This is a genomic window from cyanobacterium endosymbiont of Rhopalodia gibberula, from assembly GCF_003574135.1.
Classification (GTDB): Bacteria; Cyanobacteriota; Cyanobacteriia; order Cyanobacteriales; family Microcystaceae; genus Rippkaea.
In genome coordinates, this window is the sequence record NZ_AP018341.1 from 1061873 (window position 1) to 1079184 (window position 17312).

Annotated in this window: 11 protein-coding genes and 1 other RNA gene; 4 read left to right on the top strand and 8 right to left on the bottom strand. The window is 34.4% G+C overall.

The features are described 5' to 3' along the window. Positions 1-829 precede the first annotated feature (829 nt). The gene (bchD, locus tag RGRSB_RS03440; RefSeq protein ID WP_119259846.1) at positions 830-2842 is read left to right on the top strand and encodes a magnesium chelatase ATPase subunit D; all 2013 of its coding nucleotides are present in this window, start codon (positions 830-832) and stop codon (positions 2840-2842) included. Positions 2843-4573: 1731 nt separating this feature from the next. Here the strand turns inward: bchD and RGRSB_RS03445 are convergent. Next, the gene (locus RGRSB_RS03445) at positions 4574-4951 is read right to left on the bottom strand and encodes a DUF423 domain-containing protein (RefSeq protein WP_119259847.1); all 378 of its coding nucleotides are present in this window, start codon (positions 4949-4951) and stop codon (positions 4574-4576) included. 2050 nt (positions 4952-7001) lie between these two features. After that, complete coding sequence (locus RGRSB_RS03450; RefSeq protein ID WP_232014569.1) at positions 7002-7646, bottom strand: tetratricopeptide repeat protein; 645 nt, start codon at positions 7644-7646, stop codon at positions 7002-7004. Positions 7647-7960: 314 nt separating this feature from the next. Here RGRSB_RS03450 and RGRSB_RS03455 point away from each other — a divergent pair, with 314 nt between their 5' ends. Together RGRSB_RS03455 and hemL are read left to right on the top strand one after the other, a co-directional pair. Then, complete coding sequence (locus tag RGRSB_RS03455; RefSeq protein ID WP_119259848.1) at positions 7961-8287, top strand: septal ring lytic transglycosylase RlpA family protein; 327 nt, start codon at positions 7961-7963, stop codon at positions 8285-8287. A gap of 213 nt (positions 8288-8500) precedes the next feature. Next, a complete protein-coding gene (gene hemL / locus RGRSB_RS03460; RefSeq protein WP_119259849.1) occupies positions 8501-9802 on the top strand; it encodes a glutamate-1-semialdehyde 2,1-aminomutase in 1302 nt (433 codons plus the stop codon). Between the two features lie 1360 nt (positions 9803-11162). On the opposite strand, the gene RGRSB_RS09870 is transcribed toward hemL, so the two are convergent. The 6 genes from RGRSB_RS09870 to ssrS form a co-directional block, all read right to left on the bottom strand. After that, the gene (locus tag RGRSB_RS09870; protein WP_145961882.1) at positions 11163-11366 is read right to left on the bottom strand and encodes a fatty acyl-AMP ligase; all 204 of its coding nucleotides are present in this window, start codon (positions 11364-11366) and stop codon (positions 11163-11165) included. 106 nt (positions 11367-11472) lie between these two features. After that, positions 11473-11688 carry a hypothetical protein gene (locus RGRSB_RS10015; RefSeq protein WP_119259850.1) on the bottom strand — a complete coding sequence of 72 codons (216 nt, stop codon included), beginning with the start codon at positions 11686-11688 and terminating at the stop codon, positions 11473-11475. Positions 11689-12592: 904 nt separating this feature from the next. Next, positions 12593-12715, bottom strand: a complete 123-nt coding sequence (locus RGRSB_RS10705; RefSeq protein ID WP_269460795.1) for a hypothetical protein — start codon at positions 12713-12715, stop codon at positions 12593-12595. Beyond that, the gene (locus tag RGRSB_RS10865) at positions 12696-12785 is read right to left on the bottom strand and encodes a DUF1257 domain-containing protein (RefSeq protein WP_338063343.1); all 90 of its coding nucleotides are present in this window, start codon (positions 12783-12785) and stop codon (positions 12696-12698) included. Before RGRSB_RS10865 ends, RGRSB_RS10705 begins: the two co-directional genes overlap by 20 nt. A gap of 445 nt (positions 12786-13230) precedes the next feature. Further along, positions 13231-14346: an ABC transporter permease gene (locus tag RGRSB_RS03475; protein WP_119259851.1), complete on the bottom strand. Its 1116-nt coding sequence runs from the start codon at positions 14344-14346 to the stop codon at positions 13231-13233. Positions 14347-14847: 501 nt separating this feature from the next. Continuing rightward, positions 14848-15031: non-coding RNA, 6S RNA (gene ssrS / locus RGRSB_RS03480), on the bottom strand. Between the two features lie 101 nt (positions 15032-15132). Here ssrS and RGRSB_RS03485 point away from each other — a divergent pair. Beyond that, the gene (locus tag RGRSB_RS03485; protein WP_338063339.1) at positions 15133-16344 is read left to right on the top strand and encodes a glycosyltransferase family 4 protein; all 1212 of its coding nucleotides are present in this window, start codon (positions 15133-15135) and stop codon (positions 16342-16344) included. Positions 16345-17312 lie beyond the last annotated feature (968 nt).

A 17312-nucleotide genomic window follows, 5' to 3' on the forward strand; every position in this document is an offset into this window, starting at 1 on the left:
TAAATAGCTAATTTTTACTCATGGAGTAACAAGTCTTCGTTTTCAGTCGACTATCGCAATCAATACCCTGTTTGTTATCTCTAGTTTCTGCCCAAAGTTCCAGATAAAATTGGAATTGAGGAATCTTAATAATGTCCAGCACTATTTGATAATTTTCAAGTAACCCTCAGTAGAGCTCAAAAATACTTTAATTAAGACACTTGGAGTATTTACTTTTAAAAAAACTATTTCCGGGAGAATAAGTAAATTTACTAAAATATTCACCCTTGTTTGTGTTTGAAAGAGATTTCTTAGTGATAATGAGGAGTTCTCCTTGACAATGGAGGGTATAGCTATGATAAATCTTAATTTTATAAACACGAATATGAGGAATATGAGGAATATAAGCCCAGTTGGAAGCCTTTACGACTGTTTACCATTGACTATGGCGTAAATACCATCATTCGTAGTTATAATAGCAATGTTAGTTCACAATTTTTAGGCTATCAGTTAAGGCTGCAGGAAGGGCAAGTTGATGAATATCATCCAGTAGATGATTTAGCGATATAAAACTGCCAGGCAATCTTTCCCATTTAATTTCATTTAATTTACTTGTAACCGATTTCATGTTGTTAAAACAATCCGTCTGTTTTTTATACTTGATTTGAGTATAATCTAATGTGGATAGGTTTAATTAAACATAAAATATAAACGAATAAATAAAAGGTCGGACTTTAGCAGTGCAATCGTTCAATTTTCTAAAAATCATTAGAGTTACTAAAAAAAATATTTTTTAATATAAAATGGAAAAATTAAGTAACTTAAATTAATAATTAGTTATTATTGACTCATGTCTGTCTCTACTCTATCTTTGCCCTCAACTAACTTTCCAATAACCGCCGTTATTGGACAAGAAGCTATCAAATTAGCCTTACTTTTGGCTTCTGTTGATCCAGGGTTAGGAGGAGTCATCATCGCTGGTTGTCGAGGAACGGCAAAATCAATTTTAGCTAGGGGGATTCATGCTTTACTACCTCCGATCGAAAGGATAAAAAATAACCCCTTTAACTGTGATCATAATAAACCCAGTGAATGGGATGATAACACCCAAGAACAATATCAAAATCTTGTTTTAGAAAATATTTCTACAGAAATTATACCCGCTCCTTTTATTCAAGTTCCTATTGGCGTTACTGAAGATAGACTGTTAGGCTCAGTAAATGTGGAAGAGTCTATAAAAAAAGGAGAAGCAGTCTTTCAACCTGGGTTATTAGCACAGGCACATCGTGGAGTTTTATATGTTGATGAAGTCAACCTACTTGACGAGCAAATTTCCAATCAGATACTAACTATCTTAACCGAAGGACGCAATCAGATTGAACGGGAAGGCATTAGTTTTCAACATTCTTGTCGACCTTTATTAATTGCTACTTATAACCCCGAAGAAGGACCATTAAAACGACATCTGTTAGACCGCATCGCGATTGCTATCTATGCTGATGGCGTCTTAACGTTAGATCAACGAGTACAAGCAGTAGAACGAGCTATTGAGCATGCTAATTCACCTCAAGCGTTTATCGGCCAACATAATGATGAAATAAACGATATTAAAACCGAGATCATTCTCGCACGAGAATGGTTAAAAGAGGTCGAAATTACTAACGATCAGATTGCTTATTTAGTTGAGGAAGCTATCCGAGGAGCTGTAGAAGGGCATCGCGCCGAACTCTTCGCCGTTCGAGTTGCTAAAGCAGCAGCAGCCCTAGAAGGACGGAATATTGTCACGCCAGAAGACCTAAAACGGGCAGTGGAATTAGTGATTGTCCCTCGTTCCACCATAACACAGCCTTTTCCTGAAGATCATAAACAACTTCCAGCACCACCACCTCAACAACCTCAAGATGAGTCTAACCAAGACCAAGAGAAACAAGAAGAAAACCAAGAAGAACCCCAACAAAAACCCCTAAATATTCCTGAAGAGTTCATTTTTGATATAGAAGGAATTATTCTTGATACTAATGTTCTTTATTTTGCTCAAAGAGCTCAACAGCAAGGAAATTCAGGGACTCGTGGCTTAATTTTTTCTGAAGACAGGGGGCGCTACATTAAACCCATGATCCTTAAAGGAAAAGTTAAACGCATTGCCATAGATGCAACTTTACGGGCGGCGGCTCCCTATCAAAAATCTCGTCGTTTGCGTCATCCTGGTCGTAGTGTCATCTTTGAACAAGGGGATATTAGGTCAAAATACATGGCAAGAAGAGCAGGGGCATTGATTATCTTTGTGGTAGATGCATCAGGATCGATGGCTTTAAACCGGATGCAGTCGGCTAAAGGTGCAGTGATGCGTCTGTTAACGGAAGCCTACGAAAATCGCGACCAAGTGGCGTTAGTTTCTTTTAGAGGAGAACAAGCAGACGTTTTATTACCTCCCACCCGTTCTGTTTCTTTGGCAAAACGACAGTTAGAAACTTTGCCCTGTGGAGGGGGTTCACCTTTGGCACACGGTTTATCTCAGGCAGTTCATGTAGGAATGAATGCTAAGATGTCTGGGGATATTGGACAAGTTGTCATTGTTGCGATTACTGACGGACGGGGTAACATTCCTTTAGCGAAATCTTTAGGAAAATCTTTACCTGAAGGGGAAAAGCCAGATATTCAGAGTGAACTATTAGAAATTGCCAAAAAAACTCGAGCTTTAGATATGAAGTTGTTGATTATCGATACAGAAAAAAAATTCGTTTCTACAGGTTTTGGAAAAGAGTTAGCACAAACTGCAGGGGGAACTTACTATAAATTACCCAGGGCAACAGAGCAGGCAATTGCACAGATGGCTAAAGAGGCGATTACGGATTTAAAATGAATATTATCAAGGTCCCAATTATTACCCAAATTATCCCAATATTATTAATTCCAGTCTAAGATATAAAATTTTACTAAACCAGTCATATAATAACATTGATATTAATATCTTAGAAGTCTTAATTTATAGATAATTAAATCTTTTAATTTGAAGTATTATGGTTAGTTATAGTCGAAATTTGATAACTTATCTGACTAAATTCTACAACAAATAATTGTAAAATTAAACCTATTTATTGACTAAAAAAATCAGTTTTATTTAAATTCAATCTAACCTTAAAATACAAGTAAAAAAAATATAAAATTTATAAGATTAATTAAGAATAGTACCTGAATTAGAGCTTTATTTTTTATATTAAGATCCATAAAGACTATTCAACTAATATTAATTTTAATAAAGTAGAGTGATAAAAAATAAAAGTTAAAAACTTAGATAAAAATTTTAAAAAACAGCATAAGCTGAACTAGAAAGTAAATTGACCAATTGATATATCTATAGTTTTACCAATATTCAGAAATGATACACCAGATTTATTCATAAAAAAATAAGAAACCAGATAAAATTTATAAAGACTACAAATAATACATAAAAAATCATAGAATTTTATTTGACATATTTACTTGATAAAATTTATCTAAATTATCAAAAAAATAATTTTATAGATATTTTATTTATATAAAATTATTTATACAAAAAAAGATTTATACTAGTGTTAGTAACTCGTATAAAAAAATAATAATCAATACTTCTTTAATTTTTTAAAAAAAGTAAACTAAAAATATTAGCTTTGTAATTAGGTCGACAAAGTATGACTGTTCTATCGAACAAGACATACAGATTCATCGAAAAGTCGCTGTAAAATATTGAATTTGATTCAATCGATCAATTTTAAGATAATTTAATCAACTATCGAAAATGCCTAGATACCTCAATTACTGCGAGTTTTTAAATAAATAATTTAGAAACAGCGAGGCTTTAGACTAATTTAAAGAAAAAAATGCGTCAATTGACAAATAATTTCCATATCTTAGTAAATCTACTTCATGCTTATTGACTGATACGATCAGACACTAATTATGAAGTCTGGTTAATTGCTAGACATAAAATTTTGTCTTAAGTTGTTATGATTATTTTTAAAGCCAGCAGACACATAGTGCTTTTATGGTATATTCTACGTTAGATTATACAACTTAATTTCATCTGATAGATAATCAAAAGAGAATATTATAATTACTCCAAAATCAGAAATAAAAATATTTAATACGATTAATAAAAATGATAAGGTTATCCTTCTGCAATGAGCAGGCGTATTTAATAAATATAATGATCTTGATTACTTAAAAAACAGTATTTTTAAGGTAAGAAAATTTTCTAAAATAAATTTTCTTAAACTGGTGATTACATATCTTATTGACACAGTTTTAATTCATCTTTATGCAGGGAATAATATGATGATTTATCAATCAATTTAAAAGATCGTAAAAAACACAGAAATAGCCATTACTTTTATTGCCAAAGCAAAAATTTTACGAGGACAGATACATTACCTACTTAAAGATTTTTCAAGAAAAGATTTATTAAAAACATAAGAGCTTTTTTCTGATTTAGAAAGGAAACCTAACTATCATAAGTACGCAATATATTCGAATTAATAAATAATGGCATTGTTTTAAGTATAATCAAAAAAATTTGCTTTTAGATTGATTTTTTAAAATGCAGTTTTTCTAAAATCTATTTCCAATAATAAGCATTAATAACTAAGCTTCCCCATCCAACAATAAATGCAAGTCCACCAATTGGAGTAATTACCCCTAACCATTTAATTCCAGTTAAACTAAGGGCATAAAGACTTCCTGAAAAAATGAGTATCCCTACAAGAAATCCATATCCAGCCCATAATAAACTAGAAGGAGAGTTTTCTTGGACAGTGAATAGTAAAACAACCAATAACAAAGCTAGGGAATGATACATTTGATATTTAATTCCTGTTTCAAAAATATCTAGGGCGTGATCACTTAGTCGATTTTTTAAACTATGACGAGCAAATGCTCCTCCAGCCACTCCTAATCCTGCTAAGACTGTTCCAGCCATCATAAATACTTTGACCATTTTCTTACTCTAAGCTCGCTTGTAACTAAGGTTTAGCATTAAATTATAATTCAGTACTTAATTGATTCTTAAGTTACTTTATTTTATTGTTATTTTTGTAATCTCTATTCAACAATTACAGCAGTTATCCCTAATGATAGCATTTCTAGAATGGAAAAGTATGGTGAAAGTTTATCCTTTTCTAATAACCCTATACCCAAAGTCAAGATCAGAGTATTAGAAACAACAATACTGATCATCAAAGCTGGGAAAAAGCGAATTCAATATATTCTTATTAATTCTGCTCTATAGCGGGTAAAATAAAAAAACTTAATCTATCAAAAACGAGAGCAGTCTAATAACTAATAATTAATCTGGTATAAGTACTAAATAAATTTCCAGTAAAAGTTGAGCAATAAGTTTTTGGCATAATTAGAAAAAATAACACTACAGTTGTATATTTACAAATATCAGATATCTCTCTCCCAAAAATCAGATAGACTAGGGTTTTTCAAGAACGTTGAATGCTAAAATTATTGATTACTCCGATAACTATAACAATCAGCAAAAAACTTATCAAACTCAAACCGAATCCCTATCTTAGTGACTAAACTTTATTCCCTATTGAGAAATATCTAACAGAATTTTAAATAATGGAGAAAATAATGCAACAAAGAGCTATGTAGCTTATAAAAGCTATCAAGAATTAAAATCTTTTGGATATAATCCAGAGGTGTTAGGAGACGAAGATTTTGAAATAAAGGTTTAATGCTGTGGCATCTGTCATAGTTATCTAGATATATTTAAATGATGACTGGGGACTGACTTAGTATTTCTTTACTTTCTGCTCATAAAGTAGTGGAAACTGTTGAAGCAATCGAAGACAAAGTGACTATTCCAAAAATCGGGCAGCTAGTAGGACTTGGTTGGTTTTCGCGTTCGTGTTTTATTTGTGTTGTGTTTGTCGAGAGCTCACAATGTTTCCCTTAACACTTTGGTTATTTCTTTGCCCTATAAGGTTAACCGAGAAACGGCTGAACCTTATAGAGCAAAATTAAAGTTTTCAACCGTATTATTTAATGCAGCGCTGAATTTAATGATCTCGTTCGAGGATTAAGTTATATGTTTATTGAATGTCTCTACATTTGAGAGTATCAGATAACAATATTTTGTAGTAATCCTGAAAAGGAAGAAGAAGTACATCACTCAGGAGTTAATCATTTTGTTAATTCCTGTGATTTAGAAGCAATTTTAGTTATTGTTAATTCCTTTGATTTCATCATCTCTACGGTGAATGTTAGGACAGATAAACTTAAACATACTATGTCTGAAAAAGTAAGCAGCAACTTCTTCCTAAAATAGGTATTTATTAAGGTCTTGCGCTATGAAGATTAAATCTCATTTAAATCATACTAAAGTATTTTACAAAATAACAATGTTATTCCTTGATTGAAAGTATTTAATGTAAAAAACATCGCTTTTATTTAAAAATAGGTAAAGCTTCGATCTTTAAAAGAAAATTATATAATTCTATATCAGAAATTTAAATTATTTTAGTTGTCAATAAATACTATAAATTATTGATTCTTCAGTTAATTTTAGTCGAAATATATGACCGCAAACTAGTTCTTAAGTTAAGACAATATTTAACCAGTAAATTTTTGACAAACTGAGTATGTATTACTTGATATATTTTTAAAATACACTTTTAAAAAACTTTAGATAATTATCTATTATTAATAGAACTTAAGATTAAATTCAGTTTTATTCACTAATAAAATATTACTTAGTAAATTTATTTTCATAGGAACGGTTAACGATTAACCTAAAAATACCTCTAAGATTGAATGTTTTAGAAATTGAAGTATTTAAACTGTTTCGTTAACCTTTTTGCTCCACTGACTACTAATACCTATCTACTTAGACAACCTTCTCTCGATTTAAAATTAAAAGATGGGCTGGGTTTGTCTTTTACACATTGAGAAAGAATGAGCCTTGAAATGGTAAAGAAGCTTTTCCTTGGTTAATATAAAGTGATGATCAAAGTAACAGTGTTTGTATATAAATTAAATTATTTTTTTACTTCTAGGGCTTTAATTTGTTCAATGGCTGCGTCAGAACCTTGATCATACCCTTGTTCTTCCCACAATTGAGCAGCTTTTTCAAAATCGACAATTGCTTTTTGACTCTGACCGAGATCAGATAAGGCTAGTCCACGGTTGAAATAGGCTTCTCCATAGTCAGGCTTAAGTTTAATTGCCTCAGTAAAATCATTTTGAGCTAGATCTGCTTGATCCAGGTTCAAATAAGCTAATCCCAGATTATTATAGGCAAAAGCATCATTAGGATTAAGTTTAAGAGCTTTCACATAATTGGTAATCGCTTGTTCATCTTTTCCTAAGTGTAAGTAGACGTTCCCTCGATTAACATAGGCTTCAACCAGTTTGGAATCGAGTTTGAGGGCTTGGCTAAAATCCCCTAATGCCAATTCGAATTTCCCTAAGTGGCTATATGCAAACCCCCGATTAAAATAAGCATCAACATTATTGGGATTTTTTTCAACAGCCTTAGTAAAGTCCCTCGCGGCTCCTAGAAAATCGCCCTTACGGCTTTTGGTAATCCCCTGTTGAACGAATTCAATCGGACCAGTTTTGACTAAATTGGCTTGATTTGTTATAGCAGAATTACGGTCACAGGCAATGTTTAAACCTAACAAAAATAGGAATATAAGGAACAGGTAAACACGAGACTGAATCCTTAATATCAGGAAGGATTTGAGTGATGGAAAACAAAAAACGGGAGAAGTTGGGAGATTCAAAATAGATTGCTCGAGTGAGTAATTTCAGAAAATTTAGCAATTAACTCCTAATCTATGAGAACCCAACTCTTGTTAGTCAAGATTTGTATAGTTAAGGCACACTTCAATAATGACTACTACTGGCAATCATCGTACGGCCTGTTGTCAACTAGACAAATGTGAGAAAACTGAGTATATTAACTTGGGTTATCCGTATGAGGAGTTATCTTCCAATGAAAAAACTGTTGGTATCTACTTTGATGATAGCGTTGACTGCAGCTCCTGGACAGGCTCAAACAGCAACTTATTATTCTTCTCACTATCATGGTAAAAAAACCGCATCAGGAGTAATATTTAACAATTATCAACCTTTAGCGGCTCATCCTTCTCTCCCCTTTGGGACAAAAGTAAAGGTGACAAACCGCAAAAATGGTAAGAGCATCATTGTTCGAGTTGTGGATCGCTGTCGTTGTAACATTGATTTGTCTCGAGGTGCTTTTCAACAAATTAGTTCTTTAAAATCAGGTAGAATTCCAGTAAGTATTAAAGTTTTACCTTAAAATCAAGCTCTAAATCTCCTTGTTTCCTATTTTAACTAAAATTTAGAACAAATACTTTATCTATTAAGAAAAAGAATTTTTTATAAACCTCATGAGTAGTCTTCGCATATTCGTAGGATAATTAAGTTTAGGCAATCAGTGTTAAGTGTTAAGATAACCCATACTTTAATTGTCAAACAAAGTCGCTCAATTACCAACAGAAAGGAGACAATAGTGGTTAGCACAGCATTATTCACAACCACGAAATCGGAAGAAATTTTCACCGTGGCCCAAAAATTAATGCCTGGTGGGGTCAGCTCCCCAGTACGAGCGTTTAAATCTGTTGGTGGACAGCCCATTGTTTTTGATCGCGTCAAGGGAGCCTATATTTGGGATGTAGATGACAACCAGTACATTGATTATGTAGGAACCTGGGGACCGGCTATCTGTGGTCATGCTCATCCTGAAGTCATTGCAGCCCTTCATGAAGCTCTAGAAAAAGGAACTAGTTTTGGTGCGCCTTCTTTTCAGGAAAATATTTTAGCAGAAATGGTTATTGAAGCCGTTCCTAGTATAGAGATGGTTAGATTCGTCAATTCAGGGACGGAAGCTTGTATGTCTATTTTGCGTCTTATACGGGCATTTACTCGACGCGACAAGATAATTAAATTTGAAGGATGCTATCATGGCCATGCTGATATGTTCTTAGTTAAAGCAGGATCAGGGGTTGCAACCTTAGGTTTACCCGACTCCCCAGGAGTCCCTATAACCACGACTAGAGATACTTTAACGGCTCCTTATAATGACTTAGAAGCGGTTAAAACTCTGTTTGCCGAAAATCCTGATGAAATCGCCGGAATTATTTTAGAGCCGGTTGTTGGTAATTCCGGTTTGGTCACTCCCGATGCGGGATTTTTAGAGGGTTTGCGAGAGTTGACTAAAGAATACGGAGCCTTACTAGTATTTGATGAAGTAATGACTGGATTTCGTTTGGCTTATGGGGGAGCTCAAGAAAAATTTGGTGTTACTCCTGATCTAACCACATTGGGTAAGATTATCGGTGGTGGTTTGCCTGTGGGAGCTTATGGAGGACGTAAAGATATTATGGCAATGGTAGCACCGGTAGGTTCTATGTACCAGGCAGGAACCTTATCCGGTAATCCTTTAGCTATGACTGCGGGAATCAAAACTCTTGAATTGCTACAAAAACCGGGAACATATGAATATTTAAGCAGAATTACCCAAAAGCTGAGTGATGGCTTAATTAAACTTGCTCAAGAAGCAGGGCATGCTGTTTATGGTGATTGTATCGGGGCTATGTTCGGACTATTTTTTATGGAAGGACCTGTCCGTAACTACGATGATGCCAAAAAGTCTGATCTACATAAATTTAGTCTTTTTCACCGGGGAATGCTCGAACATGGTGTTTATTTAGCTCCTTCTCAATTTGAGGCTGGTTTTACTTCCTTAGCTCATAGTAACGAGGATATTGATCAAACCTTAGAGACGGCCCGCAAAGTTTTCGCAACTTTATAAGTCAGAGAATTTTAATTAACAGTCAATGATTTAACAGAATGAGGGGTGCTTTCTCTTCAATCCCTTAGTGGTTTTTCAGTGGAATTGTATCCACTTTCATACTAAACCTAGTCTTTATATCTCCTGTTTGTCCCACCTTTTCCAAAAATTATGCCTTTCTCCAAATTTAAGTAGGTTTTTACAACTAAATTTAGTCCTATGTGTTAGGAAAAATGATAATTTCCCTTCTTTTGAGAATTAAAAAGAGAGATGATAAATTTAAGGTTTGAACGTAGAGTTTAAAGATTATGACTATATATTACTAAATTTTCCTTCAAAAACATTCGAATAACTTGATTACTTCACTCATACATCGAATCTCATCATTATAAGCTGAGATGATTAAACAAGGAAGCGAGAATATCAAAAATTCCCAGGTTTTCGTACTGTCAGTCGAGCGAATGACCTCCAAAAAAATAGGGACGGTAGGCTTAGTCTGCTTTAATTATCTGATATAGTGAATAGTGATCATCTTTACGCTTGTGTTAGGTCCGGCTTGATCATTTACTCCCTATACTTGTAGTCTATAAAACGGTTAGTCAACGCCCAGATCAAGAGCTAGAGAATAGGGTTGTAATGTGGTCTCTATACCTCCAGAATACGGAAGAGAGAGGTTTAAAGCCACTTACTGAATCGTAATTGAAGGAGAAGCAAAACTCTATCCCAAATTGTTGGTTTTAACTGACTTTATCTTATAGCTTTGATACAATTTTGGGGTAAACACTTTTGTTGCTAAATGATCATCAAGTACTTCAAATATATGACATTCAAAAATTGGGGTTGCTTGAAAGAAAGCTTCTCAACTCTTTTGGAGAAGCTCACTCAGCTTAACTACCGTTAGTAAATCAAGTTACATAGTAGTTAAAAGGGTTTTCAAATCTGACTTAGAGAAGTCTAATTTTAAAAAATTCAAGATTAAAGTCTGAAGATGGAAGATAAAATTTCAGTAACTACTGATATATCTGGGGTATCATGGCCAACAGATTCATTCTATTCACTAAAAATATCCATTTGTCTCACACATTAAATTCTTGATTAATGCTACTTCTAAAGTACATGGAGACTGTCCCCAAGAAAGTTAGCTTTGTAAGTATGATACTGAACCTTATTATTAGAAGTTTTAGAGATAGTCCTGTTTTTAATAAAAAAATTTCACAAATTTGTAATTGATGCTATGAGGAGACAGCTTAACAAATAGTTTCAACTAGCTGACATCAATTGAGTATATCTAAATAAATTTTCTGAAACTATTGAACAATGACTAATTTTAACTCACTTTCGATATTTCCAGAAAATGCTGCACCATAGTTAGGTGTAGAGCTTAATTGGTTGATTCTAGCATTAACTTAATATTTTGGGGATAATGATTTTGATCTCGGATAATAATTAAATCCTTAAGACAACCAATTATCAATGACTCATCATAACGCAAAAATCCTAAATCACCCGTTCGTGAAAATAAATTGTCTCCCGTACTTTGGATCGATTCCAGTAAACCTGAGCAATACTGGAACTCGATATCCAAATCTCTTCTATTTGATCAGCGAAACACTTGGTTCAGGTCTCGGCGTTAACAATGAGTTTTTCTATTCCGAATCAAAACAACCACAACTAACGATTTTCTAGAAATTTTATTTCTTATCAAGAGTTACCACAACATGATTATCAGCCAACTGACTCTCATCAAGGTTAAACATGATTGGTGGCTGTTTAAAAGTGTTTCGGAAACAAGCTAAGTTAGGGGTTAGACTCCGAGTGGCTTTGTGTAAAGAAAAATAGCTATTAACTAACGTAAGAGCTTGTGTGTAAAATTCAGTATTACGCAATCTTAACAAAAGAGTTACCATAGAGAGGCTGTAAAACTCCCAAAACTAACCCTGTTTTATGGTTAAATGGCAACTAAGTAATGGTATGGAGTTGGGATTTAATTCCAAACTACTCATAGTCAATGGCTAAATTATACATAATCATTGTTGTGCTTTATCATTACCCCTTTAGGTTTTTCTGTCGATCTAGAAGTCTACTAAGAAAGACCGGGCTATTTATTATCATTTACGGTGAGTTTTTGCCAGTCTTGAAGAGGACTGACATAGGTGTGATGGTCAGGACAAGCTTTGTTTGAGTATCAGTAGCGATTATTTCCAGTTTTGATAGGAACTAACCTGGACACAATAAACAGACCGGTATGATGACAGCCCCGCAAATAGACGTCCATAAATTCTGGTATGAAAAACTATAATAGCAAGACTTTTTTCTTGTTTCCCTTAGTTGATAACTAAGACTATTGATTTGTCTCTCACCGTCTCGAAGAAATATATAAATTTTCACTTAGATTAATGTAAGATTCTATCTCTTAATAAGTATTTTAAAGTAAAAAAATCTAGGATTTACTGAAAGTTTATACTTTCTTATTAAGTAAGTAAGTTTAAATAAATATAGAAATACAAATTGATTTGTATTTCTATATTTAAACAATTGAAGTAAAGTTTATTTCACTCTAATTGATATTGAATTAAAAATAGAAAAGATGTTACGCTCAATCTATTTTAAGTTCTTTAAATTTTGTGTAATCTCTCAATTCGACATAGACTTCTTTTTTCCGGAGTTGTCTCCCTTGCCATCTAACTCAGAACGATTCTGGTTAATAGAAAAATAAGCTATTCCAGAGTTAAATAACTAAGTAAATTTGACTGTTTTTATTCTTTGTGTATGAAGCTAACCAAAATCCTTTTTTAGCGAGTTTGTTGATGACTACGCATATAAACATAACTCTAAGTTACCCGCTTCAGGAAACCTTCTGCTAATAGGAGTGACTAATTTGTATTTACTGCCATTCCAGCCAAACCCTGTATCGTCAATTTTTATCTTGTTCAACCACTATTTCGGCGGTGTTGGTTTGAACTTGATATCCTCTAACGGTTTTGGTCTCTTCCTTCCAGTCAATTCAAACCGCCAATTAATTGGCGGTTTGAATATGAACCTACGCAGTTTTCTCACTAGATAGAACTCGTCTTAATTAAGTTTCGATTGTTACAGTCACCCCTTGACAAAAGGCTCTAATAATATTTGTAATATTCTCTTGAATACGACTGTCGGTACAGATAATAAATTCTAGGATTTCCATCAACATGACTTATGCTCAGCTAACTTTCAGGGCTAGGAAATTAGTTGTTACCCCAAAAACGCCCATTTTACTGACAAAGTCTATCTCAACAATCTAAATCAACTGCAAAATGTAAGTTATGTCTTAGCAAGAATTAACAATTAAAGTGAAAGTCACTCTTTTGCATGCAAAACCTCTCCAACTTTTTTTAAGAATCAAGAGCTTTGATTAAACAATAAGAAAACTATAATAAAAACATAGCAAGATCCTTCCAATTGAGAAAGTATTAATTTTTAAGGGAACGAGGATCTAAAGCATCACGTAGTCCATCACCAAGTAGGTTAAAAGATAAAACAGTAAGAACGATCAAAAGGGCAGGTGGCCAAATTAACCAAGGTTGTAGCATTAAAATCGAGGCATTAGTAGCGACTGAAAGTAAATTCCCCCAACTGGGATCGGGTTGTTGAATTCCTAAACCAATGAGACTCAACACAGATTCAGCCACAATGAATCCAGGGATGGCAAGAGTGGCTGAGATGATGATATAGGTGGCGGTTTGGGGTAACACATGACGAACAATGATTCGTCCAGGAGCTGCTCCCATCGCCCTTGCTGCCTGGATGAACTCCTGTTCTTTGAGAGAGAGAACTTGACCTCGAATCACCCTTGCTAGTCCAGACCAACTGATAAGAGAAGTAATGAGAATAATGAGTAAAAATCGTTGTGCACTGCTTAAACTGGGGGGAAGAACTGCCGCTAAGGCAACTAACAGGTAAATTCCTGGAATAGTCATTAATACTTCTACCAGACGCATTAATACCATATCTAACCAACCCCCAAAATATCCAGAAATACCTCCGACAAGTATACCAAGAGGAAAAGAAACTACAATTCCTACTAGTCCAATAAATAGACTAATTCTTCCGCCAAATAGCAATCGACTAAATTCATCTCGTCCCTGTTCATCAGTTCCAAGAAGGTTAAATTTAGCCTTTCCCACCGTCCCAAATAGATGACGATCAACAGGTATCCCAGGAAACAGTTCCATTTCTTCAAAAGCAGGGGGTAAAGGGAGGCGAAGTTGAAACAGTTGATAACGGTCACCTTTAATGAACAGACGAATGGGTGTAGGATTTTCAAAATCGACATTTAAAGTCCGTTCTCCTGTTTCCACGTCTATTGGACTTTGAGTTGTGGGGTAGATATGAGGTCCAATAAACTTCCCGTCTGGGGTTGTCCAGTAGATGGGGGTTGGAGGTAACAAAGACCCGTCAACCTGAGAAAGATAGGGATTATAGGGAGCAATAAAATCCGCTGAAATTACTGAAAGATAGAAAAATATTAATATAGTTGCTCCAAAACGAGCTAGATAATTATTTTTAAGTTTTTTAAACCAGTTCATGGGTACTATAGCTAATCATTTATATCTTGATTGTATAGTGGTTGACTCGATCTTTGATTACCGATAATCAAGTTTGGAGATAGGAAGATTAGAAAAATCTTTTACTTCTCACTTCCGAGAGACTCTGCAAATTGATACTCTCATTGCCACACTGTGTCTTAGGATTCTTCCTATGGCAAAGACGCTTATCCTGACAGGTCTAATAACAGTCAAGATAAGGGACTCTAGATAAACACTAAAAAAGAAAATTATTTTTAATTTTTACATTAAACTATTCATAGTTAAACTTATATTACTTTTAAGTAAATAATCGACAACATCATAACCGAATATAATTGACTTGAAAACGTCCCGCTAGTTATTGAGTTGATTGGTATTGTTGTTAGTTTCTATTCAGAATATCTATGGAACATGTCTTTATTATTTTGTGTAATCAAGATTTTTTAGTCTTTTTACTTTAAATTCACCTGAATGAAAACCGCTTTTAAATTTTAATCTAACTAAAAAACTGCCGCGCCGTTTTACCTCAGTTTATGACCTGGACGGACCAGGTGGGTGCTAACGCTTTTTATTTCCGTTTCCGAGTACGAGCCCGGTTTACTACCATAAAAAGCTGTCGGCTCCCTAAACTTACAAAGCATAGATCAAAAAACTTTATTGGCAGTCACCAACGCGGCAGTCATACCTCATCTTATCATAAAGGTTCTCTAGTTATTGCTATTAAGATGAATGCTGCTAGAATTATCCAGACATCTCTCATATCAGCGATCGCGGATGAAGATTATTATGATCTCATCTACTTTTCCCTATCCTCCCATTCAGGGGAAAACTCAGATGAGAACGTTTTCCTTACTTACATATCTAAATAAACGTCACGATCTTACCCTTGTGACGCAATTCCCCGAGCAGATAATAGAAGAGGATATAAATAGCTTAAGACAACAGATTGAAAATTGTATTATTTTTCCTTCTGTTAGCCGCGAAGCTAATTCGTCAGGCTTTCTTAACAAAGCTAAACAATTGGGGGTCTTTTTTCAACAGGGAACTCCTCCAAGGTTTTTATCCCACTATTCTCTCAAGATTCAAGAATGCTTAGACCAAGCTATAGATTCAGGAGAGTTTGATCTCCTAACTTGTGAAGGAAGTAGCAATGAAATCTATGTGCGTCCTCAGTGGCGGGAAAAATTACCAACGCTGATCAATATTCACCGTTCGGTATGGGGAACGTATAAACATCAAACAGAAACCCAAGCGACAGAATCTGGACTACGTAATCAGATTAATTTACCTTTATTACGTCGCTATGAAAAGCAGTATTGTGGTAAATTTTTGTCAGTTGTAACAACGTCGAAAACTGAGCAAAAATTACTAAAAGATTTAAAGCTGGAAACTCCTGTTACTTTCATTCCAAACGGGTTAGATTTAAGTAAGTTCCCCAAGCGAACAGTCAACCAGGGGGGTCAACGTATTGTTTTTATTGGGGCGATGGACAAACCTGGAAATATTGATGCAGCACGTTTCTTCAGTTTAGAAGTTTTCCCGAAACTGCGTAAACGTTATCCAGAAGCCACATTAGAATTAGTGGGAATTCGTCCTGCCCCAGAAGTGAAGGAACTCGGACAAATTCCAAGGATTACAGTAACAGGTCAGGTGCCTTCAGTAATTGAATATCTTCATTGGGCAACAGTTTGTGTTATCCCTATTCGCAACAGTACGGGGACCAAAATCAGAAGTCTTCAGACCTTAGCGACAGGCACTCCCCTAGTAGCGAGTGATTATGGTTTAGAAGGATTACCCATTGACGGCACTGGGGTTCCTCTGAGTGCAATGAGGGCTAATGGGGTAGATGAGTATGTCTATGCTATTGGCCGTCTGTTTGAACAACCAAAGTTGAGAGAAAAACTGTCTATCAATGGTCGAGCTTTGATCGAGAAAGAATACACTTGGGAACGAACAGGTGAACGTTATGAACAACTCCTAATTCATCTGACATCATAAACGATTATAATCACCTAATAAAAATTTTTGTTATCTATGCCTATCCTCGTTCAGGAGGAGAATTAGTTAGCCGATATTTAGAGATTATTCCAGATAATCTCATCTTATTAAAAGTCAATTCTATGTTCGCCGTTAATCCTATCGTTTATTAATCACAGCACTGGCTTAATCTTTTGACTGAACATCAGGTTGATGATTTTGTCCAAAAAATCTATGTATGGATAAATAGGTAAACTGTTCGGATACCATCTCTCAAAGATTTAACTATCATCTCATTATTTGTGATTGAACAAAAGTTAATTATATTGACAATCCCATAGGGGATAACATCTTGACACCGAGTTTTTTATTAGAGCAGTTCATTTATCCGTCTTATTACAAACTAACCTCTTTACCCCTAGTTATATAGTTATAATTCGTCGTAGGGCTAATGTTTATGAGTTGACCACCAGCATCTTTCAATACCTACAGTCTCCGGTTCAACGCTTTGGAGAAATATACTTAAATTTACACCCGGGCCATTTGCAAACAGCCAACCTCTTATTATGAACAGATCTGCAAAAATTCTCTAACTCAAATTCATTTGATTTATGAAATTATTTAAATTAATTACGATTAAACCTTTATTAACAAGCATTATTACTCTAGATATTGTACAGGAGATAATTGCTTAAAGCAATTATTAAAAGGTAGATAAATTACTGAGATTAAGCTACTTCCAAGTAATACGTAATCTGATTCTTATATCGTGGTCAGTGTTGATTGAATTTGTCGAAGGGTAGATACATTATGAGGCTATGAGTGAAACAGAATTGTTGAAAACAGTTTGGGACATCCGCAAATCGCGAGATCTCACTATTTTAAAAAAGTGTAAAGAATTAAGGGCAATTCAGTAGCTCTTATATCAAACTCAATTAAGATTAGCTGATACTATGCAGCGATTAGTGAAAAATCAAGCTCAACAAAAA

Excerpts from the sequence above, each read along its gene's own strand:
- bchD (WP_119259846.1), top strand. The coding sequence starts at position 830 with ATGTCTGTCTCTACTCTATCTTTGCCCTCAACTAACTTTCCAATAACC.
- RGRSB_RS03445 (WP_119259847.1), bottom strand. The coding sequence starts at position 4,951 with ATGGTCAAAGTATTTATGATGGCTGGAACAGTCTTAGCAGGATTAGGA.
- RGRSB_RS03455 (WP_119259848.1), top strand. The coding sequence starts at position 7,961 with ATGAAAAAACTGTTGGTATCTACTTTGATGATAGCGTTGACTGCAGCT.
- RGRSB_RS10015 (WP_119259850.1), bottom strand. The coding sequence starts at position 11,688 with ATGGTAACTCTTTTGTTAAGATTGCGTAATACTGAATTTTACACACAA.
- RGRSB_RS03475 (WP_119259851.1), bottom strand. The coding sequence starts at position 14,346 with ATGAACTGGTTTAAAAAACTTAAAAATAATTATCTAGCTCGTTTTGGA.
- RGRSB_RS03485 (WP_338063339.1), top strand. The coding sequence starts at position 15,133 with ATGATCTCATCTACTTTTCCCTATCCTCCCATTCAGGGGAAAACTCAG.